The following is a 20,005-nucleotide window of genomic DNA, read 5'->3' as shown; positions in this document are numbered from 1 at the left end:
ATGATAATAGACCTTGCCTGTATTGAAAACCGGCAAGGCCCATGTATGACCTCAGAAACCCATAAAAGTTGAACGATTTTATGCGGCCAGTAACTCTTTTGCGTTCGCCAACGTATTCTTAGTCACGGCGCTTCCCCCCAGCAGGCGGGCCAGCTCCTGAAGGCGGGCGCGTTTGCCAAGAGGCTCCATCAGTGTTTCGGTTTCTGAGCCGTCCGTCTGTTTGCTCACAAAGTAATGATGGTGCCCGCAACCGGCGACCTGCGGTAAATGGGTGACGCACATCACCTGCGTGGACTCGCCCAGTTGGCGCAACATTTTCCCTACGATCGCTGCGGTTGGTCCGCTAATTCCCACGTCCACTTCATCGAAAATAAGCGCCGGTGTATCCATCTTCTGCGCGGTGATAACTTGCAGAATTAACGCGATGCGTGAAAGTTCCCCTCCCGACGCCACCTTCGCCAATTGTTGGTGAGGTTGCCCGGGGTTCGTTGTGACGCGAAACTCAATCTGGTCTGCACCCGTCATGTTGAGATGTTCAGTCGCGAAGGTGACATGGATGGAGAAGTGCCCGTGAGGCATCGCCAGTTCGCGCATGTTTTCGGTAATTAACTGTGAAAGCGCCTCCGCATGTTGGCTACGACGAGTATGTAGCTGTTCAGCGGTATGCAGCGCCTGCTGGTGATATTCATGTACTACCTGACTCAAGGCCTCATGATCGCTTTCCTGCTGGTCCAGCAGCTGTTGCTCATTCATCAGTTGCTGGCAAAACGTCGGCAGCTCTTCCGGCGCGACATGGTGTTTACGAGACAGCGACAGTTGGCGGGATAGCCGTTGCTCCAGTTCATACAGACGAACAGGGTCAAGCTCCATACGGTCGCTGTAGTGACGCAGCTCATCGCTGGCTTCACTGATCTGGATGTGGGCTTCGTCGAGAAAAGACAGAATTCCAGACAGTGATTCGTCCAGCCCAACCAGTTCCGTCAGCTTTTGGCGGGCGCTGTGCAGCATACCAAGCAGATTTTGCTCTTCACCTTCACTGAGGATATGCAGCGTCTGTTGGCTCAGGGACTGCAATTGCCCGCTGTTTGCCAGACGCTTGTACTCGGCGTCAATCTGTTCGTATTCACCAGCTTGAGGCACAAACTCGTTCAACTCTTTCAACTGGTACTGCAGCAGTTCGCGTCGTGCTTCCCGCTCAATGGCCGCTTGCTGGTGCTGAGCTAGCTCCCGGCAGCTCTGGTGCCACTGACGGCAAGTTTCTCGCATTGCTGACAGCAATTGCGGTTCGTCCGCATAAGCGTCCAGCAAATAGCGCTGATGTTCGGGTTTCAGCAGCAGCTGATGCGCGTGCTGACCGTGCAACTGAATTAAATGCTGACCCAGTTCGCGGAGTTGGGAAAGCGGCACGGCAGTGCCATTAATGAATCCGCGAGAGCGGCCATCGGCACCCACAACCCGGCGGAGAAGACATTCGTTGCTGTCATCTAACTGGTTATGTTCCAGCCACTCAAGTGCGGCTGGCGTATCAGCCAGAGAAAACCGCGCGCAGATGTCGGCGCGCGCCGCACCAGGGCGGACCATGCTGGCGTCAGCGCGATTTCCGAGACATAAACCCAATGCATCAATCGCAATGGATTTGCCTGCCCCGGTCTCTCCGGTAATGACGCTCATACCTGTCTGAAAATCAATCTCCAGTTCGCGCACGATGGCGAAGTTACTAATAGTGAGTTGAGCCAGCATGATGTTTTCCTGTATGTAAAAACAAGTGTCAATGCATACAGTATAAACTGGTTTTTTATACAGTAAAGTGGCTGAGTTGACTTATTAAAATAATTTTTTCGACCAACCCAATTTACTGCTCAATGTGTTGAAATAATTGTAATTTTCAGGATGGATAAGATTGAGATGGTGAGGGCTGCGGCGAATCAGCACCTCTTCGCCTTCCTGAATCGGAAGCGCGATCTGGCTATCGCAGCTTATCTCTAAGTCATTGGTGATTTGGGAAAATTTGAGTCTTATCGTACTGCTGTTGCTGATCACTAACGGGCGAGCGGACAGCGTATGAGGGAACATTGGCACCAGCGCGATCGCCTCCAGAGATGGACTGAGGATTGGACCGCCGCCGGAAAGGGAATAGGCGGTGGAGCCCGTAGGCGTCGAGATAATCAAGCCGTCTGAACGCTGTGAAAAGGCAAAACTGTCGTCAATATAGACCTCGAACTCGATCATATGCGCGACTTTGCCGGGATGAAGCACGACTTCGTTGATGGCGCTGCTGCTACTGTTCATGTGATTGGCACGGCAGACCTGAGCCTCCAGCATAAACCGGCTTTCGCGAATATAGCGCCCGGCGAGGACGTCGCTTAGCTGCTGCTGGGCGTGATCCGGGTCGAGATCGGTCAGAAAACCGAGATTTCCCCGGTTGACGCCGATGACGCTGATGTCATAGCGGGACAGCACCCGCGCGGCGCCGAGCATGTTTCCGTCACCCCCGACCACGACGGCCAGATCGGCCTGTTGCCCGACTTCCGCCAGGCTACCCGTGACGGCGTCAGAGAGGTTGAGTTCCTGGGCGATCTGTTGCTCGAGGATAACGGAATATCCTTTACCGGTTAGCCATTTGTAGAGCATTTCGTGTGTGGCCAAGGCGGAAGGATGTCGCGGATGACCGACGATACCGATGCAGTTAAATGTTTTATTCATTAGACGGTTAATCCTTGCGGGAAGAGGGCGTTCAGTGTTTTCAGCCGGGCAATATGTCAGGGTTCCCTTGAAACCCCCGTTTTGATCCCCATAATAAGCGAACAAGCGAGATGAATGCCAAAACCGCGGAGTATTTCATGAGTAGTAAAGAGCAGAAGTCACCGGACGAACAGGTTCAGGATCAAAAGAAAGCAGCAGACGCCGCCGTTGAAACGCCAGAAGCCGCCGATCCCCGCGATGAACGTATCGCTGAACTGGAGGCGCAACTGAGCGAATTACAGCAACGTGAACGCGAGAGCGTGTTGCGTTCTCGCGCTGAGAGCGAGAACATTCGCCGCCGTGCGGAGCTGGATGTCGAAAAAGCACACAAATTCGCGCTGGAAAAATTCGCCGGTGAAATGTTGCCTGTGATCGATAACCTTGAACGTGCGCTGGAAACAGCAGACAAGTCTAGCGATGCGCTGACAGCCATGATAGAAGGGGTAGAACTGACGCTGAAATCCCTGCTTTCTGTCGTGCACAAGTTTGGTATTGAAGTTGTGGCGGATGTGAACGTGCCGTTCAACCCCGAAATTCATCAGGCGATGACGATGATGGAATCAGCCGATCATGAGCCTAATCACGTGATGCTGGTCATGCAGAAAGGCTACACCCTGAACGGTCGTCTGCTACGCCCGGCGATGGTGGCAGTGTCGAAAGCTAAGGAGTAATTCTTCTGGCTTATCTTCAGGGCAGGTGAAACGTCAGCCTGCCCTGAAGAGCACCTATTCCCCCTTTCCCTTTTTTCCTCCCTCCAGATTCCCGGTTGAATGAATTTTTCGGCTGTTTTATGCCGAACCGGTTTTTTCAGGCCAAAAAGCAGCACATTGTTTATATTTTGTTAGTATTAGTTTTATGAAACGCATAGGGTTTTGTGTCAAAAGACATCATCATCTCTGCCTATCAAAATAATCATTTCTACCGATCTAAATGCACTTGATAATCATTCTCATATTTGTGAGAGTAGATTTACAGTAGGTTTAGAAGGGTCAATTTTATGTCGGAGAGTCGTGTTATCGCATCTGTCAGCCGCACATCCAGGAAGATCAAACTTTCCCTGATGGGGCCGGCCTTTATCACGGCGATCGGCTATATCGATCCCGGTAACTTCGCGACCAATATTCAGGCTGGGGCATCATACGGCTATCAGCTATTATGGGTGGTCGTTTGGGCTAACCTCATGGCGATGCTGATTCAGCTGCTTTCCGCCAAGTTGGGGATTGCGACCGGTAAAAATCTTGCCGAACATATTCGCGATCGCTTTCCTCGTCCTGCCGTTTGGGCCTATTGGGTGCAGGCGGAAATTATCGCGATGGCGACCGATCTGGCTGAGTTCATCGGCGCCGCTATTGGGTTCAAATTGCTGCTGGGCGTCTCTTTGCTGGAAGGCGCGATACTGACCGGTATTGCCACGTTCCTGATATTGATGCTGCAACAGCGCGGACAAAAGCCGCTGGAGATGGTGATAGGCGGTCTGCTGCTGTTTGTTGCGGCGGCCTATATCGTCGAGCTGATATTTTCTCGCCCTGAGCTGGCTTCTATCGCGCGTGGCATGGCAATCCCGAGCCTACCGACCTCCGACGCCGTGCTGCTGGCTGCTGGCGTGCTGGGGGCGACCATTATGCCGCACGTCATATATCTGCATTCGTCGTTGACGCAGCGCAAGGGAAACAATACCCGTAGCGATCGCTATGCTTCGACGAAGTTTGATGTGGCCGTAGCGATGACTATCGCTGGATTCGTCAACCTGGCCATGATGGCGACTGCGGCGGCAGCGTTTCACTTCAGCGGCAATACCCACGTCGCGGATTTGGATCAGGCATATTTAACGCTCAAACCGCTATTGGGACAGGCTGCCGCTACGATATTCGGCCTGAGTCTGGTCATTGCGGGACTGTCTTCGACAGTGGTGGGAACCCTGGCGGGGCAGGTGGTTATGCAGGGATTTGTCCACTTTAGAATTCCGCTGTGGCTGCGTCGAGCGGTGACCATGCTGCCGTCATTTGTCGTCATCCTGTGCGGTATGGACCCAACGCGGGTGCTCGTTATGAGTCAGGTACTGCTGAGCTTCGGTATTGCGCTGGCGCTGGTTCCGCTGCTGTTATTCACGAACGATCGCGAACTGATGGGCGATTTAGTCAATAGTCGGTGGGTAAAATCTATTGGCTGGGTTATCGTTGCCATAGTTGTGACGCTGAACCTCTATCTGCTGTTAGGTAGCCTGCTTGGTCTCTAATGTAAAGCGCGGCGCATTGAGCGCCGCGTCTTTGCGAGATTTTACTTTCCTTTTCTCAACTCGGTGACGGGAACGCCGCCAATTCCCCAATTATCCGTTTCAACTTCCTCAATCACCACGATGGTTGTGCTGGGGTTCTTGTTTAAAACGTCCACCAACAATTTTGTCGCACCTTCGATTAACTGCTTTTTCTGGTCGGCGGTCGCGCCTTCCCGTGTAATTTTGATATTGACGTATGGCATAGATTTCCTCCGAAGTAGACCCGAAAAGCATTTGGGGTCATCAAGTTACGAGAAGACATTCGAATCATTCATGGAACAAAGCTGCTCCAACTGCTGATACATTTCGATGACGCATCGTCCGGCATCCTGCAGCGCACGGGAGTTAACCTGCGGACGCGGCAGCACATAGGTATAGAAGTTTGGCCCTTCAGCCAGAACACCCAGCGCCCATAGCGATTTCTGCGTTTCTCCTTTACTGGAGATTGGATGCTGATCGCGATCGATATCTATTCCGCCGGGATGATAGTCCTGGTTGATGAAAGGGCGGATGACGCCCTGTGCGATCAGATTGCGGATAAACGGCGAATCATCATGCAACGCGGAGAAACTGTCGATCTTGGCTTTGATCAGTACATCGAATTCCGTCCGGCTGTTCGTATCGGTAAACGAGCTTTTAATCTCGAAACAGCCCGATTGGGCATTGAGCAGCAGTGTTGACGCAGGCCCCCCGCAAGCTTGACCACTCCCGCCTCCATTAGCGCCAGCAGTTCACGGTTACGCTCTAGCGGCGGCCCTACCGCGATGCGGTTAAAAATTGGCGCATAGTGTTCCAATAGACGCTGATGAGATTCGCCGGTCAACCCGCCGAAATCGATCGCATTGCGCAGAATGTCGCGCGCGTCTCTAATCACATCGGTGGCCGCTTTGACGGCACCCTCGATATTGCCTTGTTCCGCGGCGTGAAGATCGTCAATCAGATGCGCCATAAAGAACTCGGTGTAGTCCTGCAGCGAAGCGAATGACTTCCCGTGATGTGGATAAAACAGCGTGAGGATAGACTGACGATCGGCGGGATCTTCCTGATAGTTCGCGGCATCCGGCCAGTGCTTCTCCAGTGTGCTGCGATAGACGTAGCACATTTCTTTCACCAGCAGAGGCAGAACCTGTTTTTCAAAATCCAGCTTCGACGATCCCGTATCGCGGAGATTCTGTTGGCGAAGTTCGTCCAGGGCGGTGAGGGTGATGAATGCGGGATGGTATTGCCCTCCTACGCCCTTTTGGTTACGGCCGCGGCTACTGAACGGCAGCGCCTGACGCGAGAACAGGGCGACAGCCGGTTCGCGTCCGCTGGGCGTGTAGCGCAACCGGCCTTCCTCTTCGGTGAATACGCCCCCTCGACCATAGGTCAATTGCGACAGCACATCGTAAGCGGTAAGCCCCGTGCCTTGAATCAGCACTCGTGACTGCGGCGAGATGTCGTCCAGCATCGTGGTTGGATAAGTCGTGCTGAAATACTGAAGATGTGGATTGTGCGTGCGATTGGCAGCCACGAATTGCAGCAGAACGTGATCATCAATGGACAGCATATTGTGGCCGTGCCCGGTGGTGATAAAAACAAAATCGGCCGTGACGCACGTCCCGCTTTGCAGAGCAATCGTGGTTTTTCCGTTATTCTGTACCGTCATATTGGCGGCGCGGTATGGTCGATGGCTGATCACGAGATCGTGCGGCAGGCTGCGGGTAATTTCGTGGTATCCCCAGACGAGATATTTGCCCAGCAGGCGACGGGGAAGATAATCGTTTTCCTGAATTTCAGCGCCGTTTTTGTTTCGATAGCCGTTCGCTCTGGCCCACTCAAAAAAATTAAGCCCTTGGCGAATAGGACCGCTATTTTTGACCGATTCGTCACCGAATAGCGTGATTTGGCTGGCGACGGTATTCACCAGCAGGTGGTCGGGCTGTTGAGGACTGTGCGCGCCCGTGCCAATTTCATTGGGGTCAACGAGCAGGATTTCCATTCCTTCTGGATGTGGTGAGTGGTCATAAAGCGTAATTAAACGTTCAAGAATACTTAATCCTCTTGGGCCCATGCCCACTATTGCGACGGTAGTTCGAGCCATAACTCATCTCCTTTGAATGATCGAACATTAACGATTTCCTGTGGTGAAACAACTTATTCCAGATGCGATAAATAGCGAGACGGCACCGCATACAATGGCGGAAACGACCGCATGAGGACTGGATTTCAACGCATTGGCCAGTAAAGGACCGGCGATTTGTCCGATGCCGTAAGTCAGCGTGACCAGCCCAAGCAGATTGATATGTCGCGGAACGCGAATGCGTTTGGCTAACGGCATCACCAGCGAAGTCGTGCCCATAAACGTTGCGCCGAAACCGAGGCTGCTGATGATTAACAGCATGGGCGAGTCGCTTAGCAAGGTCATCAGGACGCAAACTCCCTGTAGGAAAAGATTCGCCGTCAGACATTGCAGCGTTCCCCAACGGCTCGCAGCCCATAGCCAGATGAAGCAGCCGGGAACGATGCCTAGACCGACCAGCGACCACAGGTGGCTGGCAAGAAGCGGGAATGCCAGTGTTTTGGCCATCAGCGGCAGATAGGTGGCAATGATGATGTAACCGAAGCCGGCGAGCCCATAGAGCAGCGCCAACTGCCACCAGAGAATGTTTTCCTGTTTGACCGGCGTGGGCGCGACGCCGACAGACGCCGTAGAACGTTGGGGGGTTAGCAGCCACATCCCCAGTAACAGCAGGGTGGACAGCAGGCCTGCTCCCCCCCATAGCGTCTCGGCGTCCAGCGCGTAGCGCTGACCGGCGACGACATACTCATTCCCCAAGATGATCCCTACGCCAACGCCCGCATAGAGCGCAGCGATAGCCCCAAAATTATGCGTGAGGCGCATCATGTTCAATGAACCGAAAATCATCGTACCCGCGCTGGCGACACCAGCGGCGAAACGAATCACCAGCGTCAGGGGAAAGTGAGTGGTAAGCGCCATAGCGAAAGTCAGCGCGGCGGTTGTAATGGCGGTGGCAAACAGCGTCGCGCGGGTGCGCGCGGGGGGAATGAGGCGGCTGAAAGTGAACAGCAGGCTACCGGCCAGATATCCCGCATAATTGGCGCTGGCAAGATACGAAAGCTGATTGAAGGTAAACAGGTTCTCGCTCAGCATGACCGGCAACATGGGGGTGAAAAGAAAACGTCCGATCCCCATTCCTAAAGCCAAAATCATCATGCCGAACAGCGCGGTTCGAACGGATGATAAAAAGGGCTGGAAATGCCGAACATGACTCAATTTTCTTTTTCCAAAAATTAAGTGGAACGATGTTAGAGCTATTCTGAGGGTAATTATGATAAATAAAAGTGAATGTTTTTTAGCTAAATATTCACTAAAAGAGAGCGTGTGCTATGAACAGTAACTCACTGCGCCTCTTCAAAGCCGTAGCTGAAAGCGGCTCTGTCAAAGAGGCGTCAAAGCGATTGCATTGTGTTTCGTCAAACGTCACTACCCGGCTCAAGCGGTTGGAGGCCAGACTCAATGTTTGTCTGTTCAGACGCGAGAGAAATCGCCTCTATATCACGCCGGAGGGAGAATATTTATTGGGATACGCCAATAAGATCCTGGCGTTGATAGACGAAGCGGAGAGAAACTTGCAAGCTCAGAACCCCTCTGGTCCGCTACGCCTCGGTTCAATGGAGACCACGGCGGCCATCCGCTTACCTTCCTTGCTGTCTTCTTTTAGTCGAAACACACCGCTGGTGGAGTTGAGCCTTGAAACCCACCCGACGCGTCAACTGGTTGAGGCCGTGCTTAATGGCAAACTGGATATTGCGTTTGTCGCCGACTATGAACATTTGCCGCGTGGTTTGCTGGGGAACGTTCCTGTATGGCGGGAAACGCTGGTGCTGGTGACGCGGAAAGATCACCCCGGCGTTTTGACCGTGGCCGATCTGCAGATCAAAAAGCCGCTGGCACTTGGGGTTGGCTGTAACTATCGCTATCGCTTCGAGCAGTGGCTCAGTCTACAGGGGGTCGTAGGGCCGGGGCCGCAGGAGTTTGGGTCTTTTCAGGCCATTCTTGGCTGTGTAGCGTCGGGGATGGGGATCTCGCTCTTGCCGGAAAGCGTGGTCAGCCAGTATACGCAGAGTTTCGATATTCGTTGTCATGCTATCGATCCTGCGATTGGTGAAGTCGACACTCTGATGATTTGGCTCAAGAGTCGTGAGTCGGGGAGGGGGGTAACCGCCTTCAGGCAGTTTGTGATAAAGCACAGTTCGGCGCATGATAAATAACTCTGCGCCCAGGTCGTCGGGTCGGTATTTTCCGGCGACCGGGAGTATTGGGGATTGTCTCGCTACAGATTGACATAAGTTAAGACTGAGGGCCTTGCATGACGTCATCGATCACCATCATTAAACAGAAATTGCTGTCAGACCAGTGGTTCGTGCTGAATAAATATATTTATGATTTTAAAAGAAAAAATGGCGAAGTCGTTCGGCAGATCCGCGAGGTCTATGACCGGGGAAATGGGGCAACGATTCTGTTGTACAACCGAGAAAAAGGCAGTGTGGTCCTAACGCGTCAATTTCGTTTGCCGACATACTTAAACGGCAATGAGAGTGGGATGCTGCTGGAAGCCTGCGCCGGAATGCTGGACGATCACTCTCCTGAAGACTGCGTAAGAAACGAAGCCATAGAAGAGACAGGCTACGCCGTCAGAGACGTCGAAAAACTGTTTGAAGCCTATATGTCGCCGGGCGGCGTGACTGAAATCATCCACTTTTTTGCCGCGCAATACGATGATTCCTTGCGGGATAACCGTGGCGGCGGGATTGACGATGAAGATATCGAAGTGGTTGAACTGCCCTTTACCGAGGCTGTCGCCATGATGAAGGACGGGCGAATCAAAGACGCCAAGACCATCATGCTCTTGCAGTACGCCCAGATCCAGGGCTGGTTCGTCAAATCGTAGTCAATTGAATATCAGCGCGGAGCGATGAAATTCGCCCCGCGTCCTCTTTTTTCCTGTTACAGCTGCGCGGCCAGCAGGTCTTCAAGCTTCTGCTGATCCGCGGCGAACAGACGTATCCCTTCCGCCAGCTTCTCGACCGCCATGGCGTCCTGATTGTGGAGCCAGCGGAATTCGGCTTCGGGAAGCGGCGAGGCCTGATAGAGCCCTTCCGTCGCCGGGGTAAGCTTGCGCTCCACCGGCGCTTCGCTGTTTTTCAACTGCTCCAGCAGATGCGGAGAGAGAGTCAGGCGGTCGCAGCCAGCCAGCGCAAGCACCTGTTCAACGTTGCGGAAGCTGGCGCCCATGACGACGGTCTCGTAGCGGTGCTGCTTGTAGTAGTCGTAGATGCGTTTGACGGACTGTACGCCCGGATCCTGCTCTGCCGAGTAGTCTGCATTCGGCTCCCGCGCCTGATACCAGTCGTAGATGCGGCCGACGAACGGCGAGATCAGATATACGCCCGCTTCCGCACAGGCCCGCGCCTGCGCAAACGAGAACAGCAGCGTCAGGTTGCAGTTAATTCCTTCCTTCTCCAGCGCTTCGGCGGCTTGGATCCCTTCCCAGGTGGCGGCCAGCTTGATCAGAATGCGTGAGCGGGGAATGTCCATACGTTCATACAGTCCGATCAGCTTACGGGCTTTTGTGACGCACATGCCCCGGTCAAATGAGAGGCGCGCATCTACTTCGGTTGAGATTCGCCCTGGAATGCTTTTCAACACCTCTGCGCCAATATTGACGGCCAACTGGTCGCTGGCGTTAATCAGCTGCGTTTCGCGCGATCCGCCCTGTCGGCGGGCATAGTCCAGCGCGTCGGTAAACAGCGACTGATAGGAGGGCAAGCTGGCGGCTTTCAGGATCAGCGAAGGATTGGTGGTGGCATCCTGCGGTGCGAAATGCCGGATTGAATCGATATCGCCGCTGTCAGCCACCACGACGGTGAACTGTTTAAGGGCATCGAGTTGGTTCATGCATGACTCCTGGAATAATAAACGGATCGACGAAAACTCAGGGTGGTAATCACATACCCTGCATCAGTACCGGACAGAATGACATGCGCTTTTTCTGATTACTGTGATGGAGGAAGACAATAGGGCAATAGAATGACCCGATCGCGGGGACGCGATCGGGGTGAAGCGGAAGTTAGCGGGACTGCCGTTGCAGCCACTGATCCAGCTGGTTGGCGAACTGCTGGCGGTCGCGCTGGCTCAGCGCGTTGGGGCCGCCGGTCTGAATGCCGCTGGAGCGCAGGGTATCCATAAAGTCGCGCAGAGTCAGTCGCTCGCGGATGGTATCCGGCGTATATCGCTCTCCGCGCGGATTCAGCGCCTCGCCCTGTTTTTCCAGTACTTCGGACGCCAGCGGGATATCACTGGTGATCACTAAATCGCCGGGCATGACGCGTCGGACGATTTCGTTGTCCGCGACGTCGAATCCCGCCGCGACGCGCAGCGTGTGTAGATAGGGAGAGAGCGGCACTTTCAGCGACTGATTTGCGACGAAGGTGACGGTGGTCGCCGTGCGCTCTGCCGCACGATACAGGACTTCCTTGATAACGACGGGACACGCGTCGGCATCGACCCAGATAACGGCCATCAGCAGCTCTCCTCGTGACCTTTGGGCGCCAGCCAGTCGCGCGGCGACAAAAAGTCCCGATACAGCGCGGCTTCCGGGCTGTCTGACTCCGGAGCATATTGATATTCCCAGCGTGCCAACGGCGGCATCGACATCAGAATAGATTCGGTTCGTCCACCGCTTTGCAGGCCGAACAGCGTGCCGCGGTCCCAGACCAGGTTGAACTCCACGTAGCGGCCGCGGCGATAGAGCTGGAATTCGCGCTCCCGTTCGCCCCAGGGCAGATCTTTACGGCGTTGGACAATCGGCAAGTAAGCCTCTGCAAACCCTCTGCCGACGGCCTGCATAAATGCGAAGCTGGTGGCGAAATCCGGCGTATTTAGGTCGTCGAAGAACAGGCCGCCAATGCCCCGTGCTTCGTTGCGATGTTTCAGGAAGAAGTACTCGTCGCACCAGGCTTTGTAGCGCGGGTAGATGTCTTCGCCGAAGGGCTGGCAGAGGTCGTGCGCCGTTTGATGCCAATGAACCGCATCTTCTTCAAAGCCGTAGAACGGCGTCAGGTCGAAGCCGCCGCCGAACCACCACACCGGCGTTTCGCTTTCTTTTTCGGCAATAAAGAAGCGCACGTTGGCATGGCTGGTAGGCACATACGGATTGAGCGGATGAATGACCAGTGAGACGCCGATGGCCTGAAAGCGGCATCCCGCCAGCTCCGGCCGATGAACGCTGGCGGAAGGCGGCAGAGACGCGCCTGAAACGTGGGAAAAGTTGACCCCGGCTTGCTCAAAGACCTGTCCCTGGCGCAGGACTCGGCTTCGTCCGCCGCCGCCGGTTGCGTATTCCCAGGCGTCCTCCCTGAAGGTTTCCGCATCGTCCATCTGTTCGAGCTGTTGGCAGAGGGTGTCCTGCAACGAGAGCAGAAAACGTTTAATCGCGTCGATATCGGGAGAACTCATCGTGATCCTTTTGGCATCTGTGGCAAAGCCGTCAGTATAACGAGATTTCCGCGTCGATAAATGCCGTCGCGGCGATGAGGCGGCGAGGGCAATTTGCGGTTGCGTCTGACGGGAATCACGCGATAATCAGAACTTACCTCATTTACTTACCGATAATGGGTCGTTACCGATGGACATCCGCATATTCAGGCAAGACGACTTTGAAGAAGTGATCACTCTTTGGGAGCGCTGTGATCTTCTGCGCCCGTGGAACGATCCGGAAATGGATATCGAACGTAAGATGAATCACGACCCCGATCTGTTTCTGGTGGCGGAAGTCAACGGAGAGATCGTCGGCTCTGTGATGGGGGGTTATGATGGTCATCGCGGTTCTGCCTACTATTTGGGCGTTCATCCCGACTTCCGCGGGCGCGGCATCGCCAATGCGCTGGTCAGCCGGCTGGAAAAGAAACTGATTGCGCGCGGCTGTCCGAAAATCAACCTGATGGTGCGCGAAGATAACGATGCGGTGATCGGCATGTACGAGAAGCTGGATTATCAAACCGCAGACTGCATCACGCTGGGCAAGCGCCTGATAGAAGACCAGGAGTATTAACCGCGGGATGATGTGCTGGCGCGGCATGTTATCCCCTACGAATACGGCCTGACGGCCGTATTCCCCCACAACGATATTTACGGCACTTTCTGCTCACAGAAGACTCCAATAGCCATCTGCATGCAGTCAGGTGCCGTTTTTTGTTAAGGAGTTGGTTGTGATCACTGTTCGACCGCTATATTTGGCTCTTCCGCTGCTGCTGACCGGCTGCGGCACGCTTTCCCATTTGTCCTGGTCCAGCCTGTCGCCAATGAACTGGTTCGGATCTTCTTTAACGGTCTCTGACTCGGGCGTCGGTAGTATCACCTCGGGGACGCCGATGTCTGAAGCGGCGCTCGATCGCGCTTTAGACGGAAATTACCGGCTACGCGGCGGAATGGGGACGCATAACGGTAAGCTGGTGGCGTTCTATGAAGCGCTTAAAGACGATCAGGTGAAAGTGACGATCTACGGCGAACCGAAGAGTCACGTCAGTCAGGTGGAGGTGATGGACGCGTCGGCTGCCAGCGCCTGGGGCGTCAAGATCGGCGATGAATTCAGTTCGCTCTACAGCAAGGCATTCGACGCTTGCCAACTGGGGCAGGGCGACAGCGCGCGCGACGTAGAATGTGTCGCGCCGCAGAGCCAGCATGTGAGCTACCTATTTACCGGTAGCTGGAGTGGTCCGGATGGACTGATGCCGCCGGACGATATATTGCAACGTTGGAAGGTCGGCAAAATCATCTGGCATGCTCAGCCGCGCCGCTGATTTACGCCTCTGGCATGGGCGGCTCCGCCCATGCTTTTTCTGGTTTTTTCATTGGTTTTTCCACACATTCTCCTCCTCGCTTTGTCCCCGCGACGTTGCGGCTTGGTCAACATTTTGCGTTGAAGCAAAGCAAAATCAGTATTGCATCCGGTATCATAAGCGCGCTGGGTATCTTTGGGGCTACAGTGACGATACAACATACTGAATAATAAGAGGAATGAGAGTGATGACGCCAATTCAAAGCGGTATTTTGCTGGAGCATCGCCGTTTTGCCATTTATATGGAAGCCAGAGTTCAGGGAGAGTTTGATGCCATCCGGCAGGGATGTAAGAAATTTTGTCACTCTCTGAACGAGTTACAGCAGCAGTTTCCTGAGGCCGGTCTCGGGGCGACGCTCGCCTTTGGCCACGACGTGTGGCGTGAGCTGGATTGCGACGGCAGCGCCGCTGAACTGAAGCCGTTTACGCCGATGGGGAAAGGATTAGCGCCGGCGACGCAGAGAGATCTGTTGATCCACATTCAGTCGCTGCGCCATGACGTGAACTTCAGTCTGGCTCAGGCGGCGCTGGTCGCGTTCGGCAGCGCCATTCACGTCGAAGAAGAAACCCATGGTTTCCGCTGGCTGGAAGACCGGGACCTGAGCGGCTTTGTCGACGGCACTGAAAACCCGCAGGGTGAAGATCGCCATCGTGTCGCGATCGTTCCCGATGGACAGCCGGGCGCTGGCGGCAGCTACGTCTTCGTACAGCGCTGGGAGCATAACCTGCGCCAGCTGCAGCGGATGAGTACGGAAAAACAGGAACAGATGATCGGTCGCACTAAGCAGGGGAACGAAGAGCTGCCGTCCGATCGGCGTCCGGAAACTTCTCATCTCAGCCGGGTCGATCTTAAAGAGGACGGCAAAGGGCTGAAAATTCTGCGCCAGAGCCTGCCATACGGCACGGCCAGCGGGAAAAAGGGACTCTATTTCATGGCCTATTGCTCTCGCCTGCACAATATCGAACAACAGTTGTTAAGCATGTTCGGTGACCGGGACGGCAAGCGAGACGAGATGTTGCGCTTTACCCGTGCCGTGAGCGGAGGCTACTATTTCGCTCCGTCGCTGGCGTGGTTACAGGCATTGTAACGACTGAAACGAGGCGATCCCGACAACGAAAGGTAGGCAGAGGACGTGAAGACAGACGCGCTTGAACACTGCATCGGCAATACGCCGCTGGTGAAATTGCAGCGATTGGCAGGCCACACGGATAGCGAGATCTGGGTCAAGTTGGAAGGACAGAATCCGGCGGGGTCGATCAAGGATCGCGCCGCTTACGGCATGATCTGTCAGGCGGAGCGGCGAGGAACGATCTCCCCCGGCGACACGTTGATTGAAGCGACCAGCGGCAACACCGGCATCGCGTTGGCGATGGTGGCGGCGTTGAAGGGATACCGTTTGCGGTTGCTGATGCCGGAAAATATGAGTCTGGAGCGTCAGGCCGCCATGCGCGCTTACGGCGCCGAACTGCTGCTGGTGAGCCAGCAAGAGGGAATGGAGGGCGCGCGCGACAAGGCGCGCCGGATGGCGGAGGCGGGAGAAGGCTATGTGCTCGACCAGTTCAACAATCCGGACAATGCGCAAGCCCATTTCGTCAGCACCGGGCCTGAAATTTGGCGTCAAACGGCGGGTCGTCTGACCCACTTTGTTTCCTGTATGGGCACCACCGGGACTATCACCGGCGTCAGCCGGTATTTGAAAAGTCAGCGTGAAGCGATTTGCACCGTCGGACTGCAACCGCAGGCTGGCAGCCAGATACCGGGTATCCGGCGCTGGTCGCCCGGCTATACGCCGGGAATTTACGAGCCCGAGCTGGTCGACCGCGTTCTGGATGTTTCTCAGCGAGAAGCCGAGGCCATGACCCGCCTGCTGGCGCAGCAGGAAGGTCTTCTGTGCGGCCTGAGTTCAGGCGGCGCGGTGGCTGGCGCGCTCAAGATTGCCGCCGCAGAGCCGGGCAGTCACATTGTTGCGATTGTGTGCGATCGCGGCGATCGTTATCTCTCGACCGGCGTCTTTGACTGACCGCCGCCATCTTTTCTCTCTCGGCTATTCCCTTTCGAGCGCGTAAATAGGCTGCATGTTGGCGGCGCGCCGGGCGGGGAAGAAGCCGAAAATCACACCGATCAGGCTGGAACAGACGAACGCGGCGACGATAGACGCGGGCGAGTATACAAGGGAGAAACTGCTGACCAGCAGGCTGAACAACCCGCCGCAAAGCAGCGAAACCACGACGCCGAGCAGCCCGCCGCACAGGCACACCAGCACCGCTTCGATCAGGAATTGCTGCATGATATCGCTGGTGCGTGCGCCCACCGCCATCCGCACGCCAATCTCCCGGGTGCGCTCGGTCACCGACACCAGCATGATGTTCATCACGCCGATTCCGCCGACAATCAGTGAAATTACCGCAATCAGCGACACCAGCAGCGTCAGCGTGGCGCCGGTTTTCTGGATGGTCTGCCGAATACTGTCGGTGTTCATCACGAAGAAGTCTTTATTGCCATGGTGACGCGTCAGCTCTTGGGTGATGCCTTGCTCCGCGACGCTGAGATCGACATTGTCTTTGACGCGAACGGTAATGCTTCGCAGGTATGATTGCCCCACGAGTCGCCACATGGCGGTGGTATAGGGCACCCATACATTCAGGCTTTCGTCGCTCCCGAACCCGTTTTGCTGGCGGGTCGCCACGCCGATAATTCGGCACGGCAGCGTACCGAGCAGAATGACCTGCCCCAGCGGATCTTCGCCGTGAGCAAACAGCTTATTCCGCGTGTTCTGATCGATAACCACTTCTTGCGCCAGCGTACCGATACTGTTGGAGGGAAAGGATACCCCTTCCGACAAGGTATAGCCGCGCACGGTAAAAAACTGCTCTCCTACGCCGTTTACGGTGGCGGTCAGCGAAACATTGCGGTAACGCAGCGTTACGCTGGAGGAGAGCAGGGGGGTAATGCTATGGACGTAGGGCTGTGCCGACAGCGGCGCAATATCGCTGGCCCTCAGCGTTTGGATAGCGTCGGAACGCATATCGCCAAAGTCTTTACCGGGGAAAATTTCCAGCGTGCTGGTGCCCATCTCATTGATGCTGTTCAGTACCTGCTGCTGGGTGCCTTTCCCGAGTGCGACGACCGACACGACCGAGGCTATGCCGATGATGATGCCCAACATCGTCAGAAAGGTGCGCATCCGCTGGGCGCTCATCGCGCGTAGCGCCATTTTAAACGAATTGGTAAAGCGACCGCACCACTGTGAAAACGTGGGGCTGACTGCCGAATCCGCGTGCCCAGGCGCGGCCGCCCGTTCCGAGATGGGGACGTCTGAAGCGCTTGAGGGGGAGCATTGACGGTCGCCGATGATTTCACCGTCATGGATTTCAATGATGCGCTCCGCCTGCTGCGCCACCTGCATATCGTGTGTGACGATGATGATCGTCTGCCCCTGTCGGTGCAGCTCTTTTAGGATCGTCAGCACTTCGTTTCCGCTGGTGCTGTCCAGCGCGCCAGTCGGCTCGTCGGCCAGAATGACGTTCCCGCCGTTCATCAGGGCGCGTGCGATACTGACGCGCTGCTGCTGGCCACCGGAAAGCTGGTTAGGCGAGTAGTTCAGACGCTCTTCCAGCCCCAGCCGAGTCAGTAGTGCGCGCGAGCGTTGCTGGCGTTCATGGCGCGCTTTGCCGGCATAGACGGCCGGGATCTCCACGTTGTCCTGTACCGTCAGGTCGCTCAGCAGGTGGTAACGCTGGAAAATAAAGCCGAAGTGTTCGCGCCTCAGCGCGGCCAGAGGGTCGTTATCCAACGTCAGCGTGGACGTTCCTGCCACCAGATAGTCGCCCTGGCTGGGCTTGTCCAGACAGCCGAGAATGTTCATCAGGGTCGACTTTCCCGACCCTGATGCCCCGACGATAGCGACCATTTCACCCGACCGGATCGTCAAATTGATGTCTTTCAGGACGTCGACGGTCTTCTCGCCGTTGGCGAAACGGCGAAAAACGTGGCTTAGCTGTAATAAAGGCGTCGTCATGGCTTAGAACCCCACCGGCGGCCTGCCCGCCCGACTGTTGGTCGTGCCGACTTGCTGGCTGACGATGACCTGTTCGCCGGCGTCGACGCCGGAGATTAGCTGAACGAACACATTGTCGCTGATGCCGGTAGTGACCGGACGGGAGTGGATATCCCCTTTGTTGTCCACGACCTGCACCAGCGTCTTCCCTGCGTCGTTATGCAGCGCCGTCATCGGCACCACCAGCGCATCCTTGACGGTATCCAGTAGGATGTAAACCTGTGCCGTCATGGAGATACGCAGGGTTTCTTCGGGATTATCCACATCGAACAGGCCATTGTAATACACCGCCGTGCTGGAGGACGACGAGCTGCTGCTGGAACTGCTGCTGCTGGAGGTCGAGGTTTCAGAACTCAGAGATTCCGGCGCAGGTTCGATAGCGCGCAGCGTGGCCTGATAGCGCTTATCCGGGTTACCAAGGATCGTAAACCAGACCGGCATGCCCGGCTTAACCTTAATCACGTCCGCCTCTGAGATCTGCGCTTCGATGGTCATGGTTTTCAGGTTCGCGACTTTGGCGATGGTTGGCGTGCTTTGCGCGGCGTTGACCGTCTGCCCAGCTTCGACCGGAATGGCGACGATGGTGCCGTCCATTGGAGAAGTGATTTTGGTATAGCCCAGATTGACCTGAGCGGTGTTGACGGCGATTTGCGCTTGAATGATTTGGGCGTCCAGCGCGGCGATTTCGGCCTGCGTGGCGTCGAGCGTCGCACGGGCGCTGTCATAGTCCGCCTGCGCGCCGACGCCCTTTCGCATCAGCATTTCCTGACGCCGCCAGCTCAACTGATTGTTTTTAAGCGTCGCCAGTTTGGCCGCCCTCTGGGCCTGCACATTTTTCAGTGCAGCCTGACTGTCTTTGAACGCGTTCTGCTGGGTCAGATCGTCGATTTCGGCCAGCAATTGTCCTTGTTGGACTTTATCGCCCAATGAAATCGGCAATGCTCTAATTTGTCCTGACGCCTGAGCACCTACGCTGACCAGCTTTTGCGCTTCAATCGTGCCGTCGGCCAGCACGGTTTTTTCCAGATCCCGAATGGCGACGGGGGTAGTGATATAGTTAACTTTGCTTTCTGGACGCAGCAAAAACAGCGAGAGCAGGGCAAGAAGGATAGCGAGCAGTATAATTAAAATTAAACGGGCGGGTCGTAAACGGAATTTCATCAAAACTTCAGTGTCCTTAGTCAGGCCGAAGACATAAAGCGTAGTAAAGACACCAATTTACTCTATTTATCGAAAGCCCCACGTAAGATTTGTCTAAACGGAAAGTAAGTAATCTGTAAATGCAGCTGCGTAAGATACTGGCACAAATGAGAATAGGTTTCATACGAACATACGGGAACACAAGATGAAAATTTTACTGGTAGATGATGATGCCGAACTGGGAAGTATGCTGTGCGAGTACCTCACGGCCGAAGGGTTCAACGCCGAGCAGGTGCTGACCGGTAAAGAGGGCGTTGACGGAGCAATGTCTAATCAGTACACCGCCATGATTCTGGACATCATGCTGCCGGACATGAGCGGGATCGACGTGCTGCGCCAGGTTCGTCGTAGCCAGCCGTTGCCGATAATCATGCTGACGGCGAAAGGCGACAACATCGATCGCGTTATCGGACTGGAAATGGGCGCGGATGATTATGTCCCCAAACCCTGCTATCCGCGTGAATTGGTCGCACGATTGCGGGCGGTCCTGCGGCGTTATGAAGATAAACCGGAAAAAATCAGCGATACCGGTTCGGTCACCTACGGCGAACTGACGTTGAACACATCCACTCGCAACAGCGAATGGCGCGGCGTTTCGTTTGATCTGACGGCCTCCGAGTTCAATCTGCTGGAGCTGCTGATGCGCTCTCCGGACCGTGTGGTGACGAAAGATGAGCTGTCGGAGAAATGTCTGGGGCGCCGCCGTGAGGCGTATGACCGCAGCGTAGACGTTCATATTAGCAATATTCGCCAGAAACTCAGCGCGTTGGAAGGCAGTACCCTGACGATAGAAACGGTGCGCAGCGTCGGCTATCGGATTCGCTGAT

The 20,005-nt window shown here is 55.3% G+C and carries 20 protein-coding genes; 9 read left to right on the top strand and 11 right to left on the bottom strand.

The features are described 5' to 3' along the window. Positions 1-78 precede the first annotated feature (78 nt). Together recN and nadK are read right to left on the bottom strand one after the other, a co-directional pair. Positions 79-1,740: a DNA repair protein RecN gene (recN, locus tag I6N93_RS12795; protein ID WP_099017427.1), complete on the bottom strand. Its 1,662-nt coding sequence runs from the start codon at positions 1,738-1,740 to the stop codon at positions 79-81. Between the two features lie 84 nt (positions 1,741-1,824). Next, positions 1,825-2,703, bottom strand: coding sequence for an NAD(+) kinase (gene nadK / locus I6N93_RS12790; RefSeq protein WP_099017428.1), 879 nt, complete (start codon positions 2,701-2,703; stop codon positions 1,825-1,827). Positions 2,704-2,840: 137 nt separating this feature from the next. Between nadK and grpE the strand changes: the two genes are divergently transcribed. Both grpE and I6N93_RS12780 read left to right on the top strand, forming a co-directional pair. Then, positions 2,841-3,413 (top strand): nucleotide exchange factor GrpE, encoded by a 573-nt coding sequence (gene grpE / locus I6N93_RS12785; RefSeq protein WP_085687411.1) that lies wholly within the window; start codon positions 2,841-2,843, stop codon positions 3,411-3,413. Between the two features lie 326 nt (positions 3,414-3,739). Beyond that, entirely contained in the window at positions 3,740-4,978 is a 1,239-nt protein-coding gene (locus tag I6N93_RS12780; protein ID WP_085687310.1) for an Nramp family divalent metal transporter, read from the top strand. 41 nt (positions 4,979-5,019) lie between these two features. Here the strand turns inward: I6N93_RS12780 and I6N93_RS12775 are convergent, their stop codons facing one another. The 4 genes from I6N93_RS12775 to I6N93_RS12765 are packed head-to-tail and all read right to left on the bottom strand — an operon-like array spanning position 5,020 to position 8,234. Then, a complete protein-coding gene (locus I6N93_RS12775) occupies positions 5,020-5,220 on the bottom strand; it encodes a tautomerase family protein (protein ID WP_085687312.1) in 201 nt (66 codons plus the stop codon). 45 nt (positions 5,221-5,265) lie between these two features. Further along, the gene (locus tag I6N93_RS17295; protein WP_232100055.1) at positions 5,266-5,577 is read right to left on the bottom strand and encodes a hypothetical protein; all 312 of its coding nucleotides are present in this window, start codon (positions 5,575-5,577) and stop codon (positions 5,266-5,268) included. 29 nt (positions 5,578-5,606) lie between these two features. Then, positions 5,607-7,100: an FAD/NAD(P)-binding protein gene (locus I6N93_RS12770; RefSeq protein WP_232100053.1), complete on the bottom strand. Its 1,494-nt coding sequence runs from the start codon at positions 7,098-7,100 to the stop codon at positions 5,607-5,609. Positions 7,101-7,127: 27 nt separating this feature from the next. Next, on the bottom strand, positions 7,128-8,234 hold the full coding sequence (locus tag I6N93_RS12765) for an MFS transporter (RefSeq protein ID WP_085687413.1): 1,107 nt from the start codon (positions 8,232-8,234) through the stop codon (positions 7,128-7,130). Between the two features lie 173 nt (positions 8,235-8,407). On the opposite strand from I6N93_RS12765, the gene I6N93_RS12760 reads away from it, so the two are divergent. Continuing rightward, the gene (locus tag I6N93_RS12760; protein WP_085687314.1) at positions 8,408-9,292 is read left to right on the top strand and encodes a LysR family transcriptional regulator; all 885 of its coding nucleotides are present in this window, start codon (positions 8,408-8,410) and stop codon (positions 9,290-9,292) included. 98 nt (positions 9,293-9,390) lie between these two features. Next, the gene (gene nudK, locus I6N93_RS12755; RefSeq protein ID WP_085687316.1) at positions 9,391-9,972 is read left to right on the top strand and encodes a GDP-mannose pyrophosphatase NudK; all 582 of its coding nucleotides are present in this window, start codon (positions 9,391-9,393) and stop codon (positions 9,970-9,972) included. Positions 9,973-10,028: 56 nt separating this feature from the next. Here nudK and tal read toward each other — a convergent pair whose 3' ends face one another. The 3 genes from tal to hemF form a co-directional block, all read right to left on the bottom strand. Further along, positions 10,029-10,979 (bottom strand): transaldolase, encoded by a 951-nt coding sequence (gene tal / locus I6N93_RS12750; RefSeq protein ID WP_085687318.1) that lies wholly within the window; start codon positions 10,977-10,979, stop codon positions 10,029-10,031. A 172-nt stretch (positions 10,980-11,151) separates the two neighbouring features. After that, the gene (locus I6N93_RS12745) at positions 11,152-11,604 is read right to left on the bottom strand and encodes a YaiI/YqxD family protein (RefSeq protein WP_085687320.1); all 453 of its coding nucleotides are present in this window, start codon (positions 11,602-11,604) and stop codon (positions 11,152-11,154) included. Beyond that, positions 11,604-12,539 (bottom strand): oxygen-dependent coproporphyrinogen oxidase, encoded by a 936-nt coding sequence (gene hemF, locus I6N93_RS12740; RefSeq protein WP_085687322.1) that lies wholly within the window; start codon positions 12,537-12,539, stop codon positions 11,604-11,606. The genes I6N93_RS12745 and hemF overlap by 1 nt, the downstream gene beginning before the upstream one ends. A 169-nt stretch (positions 12,540-12,708) precedes the next feature. Between hemF and I6N93_RS12735 the strand changes: the two genes are divergently transcribed. From I6N93_RS12735 to cysM, 4 genes are all read left to right on the top strand, one after another. Continuing rightward, positions 12,709-13,134 carry a GNAT family acetyltransferase gene (locus I6N93_RS12735; RefSeq protein ID WP_085687324.1) on the top strand — a complete coding sequence of 142 codons (426 nt, stop codon included), beginning with the start codon at positions 12,709-12,711 and terminating at the stop codon, positions 13,132-13,134. A 157-nt stretch (positions 13,135-13,291) separates the two neighbouring features. Beyond that, positions 13,292-13,882 carry an RpoE-regulated lipoprotein gene (locus I6N93_RS12730; protein ID WP_099017429.1) on the top strand — a complete coding sequence of 197 codons (591 nt, stop codon included), beginning with the start codon at positions 13,292-13,294 and terminating at the stop codon, positions 13,880-13,882. A 226-nt stretch (positions 13,883-14,108) separates the two neighbouring features. Further along, positions 14,109-15,008 (top strand): Dyp-type peroxidase, encoded by a 900-nt coding sequence (locus I6N93_RS12725; RefSeq protein WP_085687325.1) that lies wholly within the window; start codon positions 14,109-14,111, stop codon positions 15,006-15,008. 45 nt (positions 15,009-15,053) lie between these two features. Continuing rightward, positions 15,054-15,941, top strand: a complete 888-nt coding sequence (gene cysM, locus I6N93_RS12720; protein WP_085687327.1) for a cysteine synthase CysM — start codon at positions 15,054-15,056, stop codon at positions 15,939-15,941. A 24-nt stretch (positions 15,942-15,965) separates the two neighbouring features. On the opposite strand, the gene I6N93_RS12715 is transcribed toward cysM, so the two are convergent. Next, a complete protein-coding gene (locus I6N93_RS12715) occupies positions 15,966-17,939 on the bottom strand; it encodes a MacB family efflux pump subunit (RefSeq protein ID WP_085687329.1) in 1,974 nt (657 codons plus the stop codon). Positions 17,940-17,942: 3 nt separating this feature from the next. Further along, positions 17,943-19,139, bottom strand: coding sequence for an efflux RND transporter periplasmic adaptor subunit (locus I6N93_RS12710; protein WP_085687331.1), 1,197 nt, complete (start codon positions 19,137-19,139; stop codon positions 17,943-17,945). A 184-nt stretch (positions 19,140-19,323) separates the two neighbouring features. Between I6N93_RS12710 and I6N93_RS12705 the strand changes: the two genes are divergently transcribed. Continuing rightward, entirely contained in the window at positions 19,324-20,004 is a 681-nt protein-coding gene (locus I6N93_RS12705) for a response regulator transcription factor (protein ID WP_085687333.1), read from the top strand. The last annotated feature ends 1 nt before the right edge of the window (position 20,005 follow it).

The sequence above is a fragment of the Lonsdalea populi genome (assembly GCF_015999465.1).
In the GTDB taxonomy this organism is placed as follows: domain Bacteria; phylum Pseudomonadota; class Gammaproteobacteria; order Enterobacterales; family Enterobacteriaceae; genus Lonsdalea; species Lonsdalea populi.
The sequence above is the reverse complement of the archived record's forward strand: the minus strand, read 5'-3'. Positions and strand labels throughout refer to the sequence as shown.